1 protein-coding gene is annotated in these 1,051 nt (G+C 70.5%); it reads left to right on the top strand.

Annotation, left to right across the window (positions count from 1 at the left end; genetic code table 11):
* Positions 1–93: 93 nt before the first annotated feature.
* The coding region (dmpG, locus tag QH283_RS18820) for a 4-hydroxy-2-oxovalerate aldolase (RefSeq protein WP_280504300.1) at positions 94–1,051 on the top strand (958 nt) is incomplete at its 3' end.

Genomic DNA, 1,051 nt, shown 5'->3' with positions numbered 1-1,051 from the left:
CTACGCGGGCAATCTCGACATCATGACCTCCGCGGCACTGCGTACGGCGGAGTCGGTCGTGCGCCACCGCACCGGCGCAGGAAAGGTCTCCGCATGACCCGCCTCTACATCCAGGACGTCACGCTGCGCGACGGCATGCACGCCGTGCGCCATCGCATCAGCACCGAGAACGTCGGGAAGATCGTCGCCGCGCTCGAGGCCGCCGGCGTCGACGCCATCGAGGTCGCGCACGGCGACGGCTTGGCGGGCGGCTCGCTGAACTACGGTCCCGGCTCGCACACCGACTGGGAGTGGATCGAGGCCGCCGCCGAGCAGGTCCAGAAGGCCGTGCTCACGACCCTGCTGCTGCCCGGCATCGGCACGGTCGCCGAACTCGAACAGGCCTACCGGCTGGGCGTGCGCTCGATCCGCATCGCCACCCACTGCACCGAGGCCGATGTCGCCGCCCAGCACATCGGCAAGGCGCGTGAGCTCGGCATGGACGTCTCGGGCTTCCTGATGATGAGCCATCTGGCGCCCGCCGAGGAACTCGCGAAGCAGGCCAAGTTGATGGAATCCTATGGCGCGCACTGCGTCTACGTCACCGACTCCGGCGGCAGGCTCACCATGGACGGCATGCGCGCACGCGTCCGGGCCTATCGCGATGTCCTCGACCCGGCCACCCAGATCGGCGTGCACGCCCACGAGAACCTCTCGCTCTCGGTGGCCAACAGCGTGGTCGCCGTCGAGGAGGGCGTCACCCGCGTGGACGCCTCGCTGGCCGGACACGGCGCCGGCGCGGGCAACTGCCCGCTTGAGGCGTTCATCGCCGTCGCCGACCTGCAGGGCTGGGAGCACGGTTGCGACCTGTTCGCCCTCCAGGACGCCGCCGACGATCTGGTCCGCCCGCTCCAGGACCGCCCGGTGCGCGTGGATCGCGAAACCCTCACCCTCGGCTACGCGGGCGTGTACTCCAGCTTCCTGCGCCACGCCGAGACCGCCTCCGCCCGTTACGGCATCGACGTGCGCTCCATCCTCGTCGAGGTCGGCAAGCGCAGGCTCGTCGGCGGCC

This window comes from Nocardia farcinica (assembly GCF_029867845.1).
Lineage (GTDB): Bacteria > Actinomycetota > Actinomycetes > Mycobacteriales > Mycobacteriaceae > Nocardia > Nocardia farcinica_A.
Note: the sequence above shows the minus strand (reverse complement) of the source record. Positions and strands in the feature narration are given on the sequence as shown.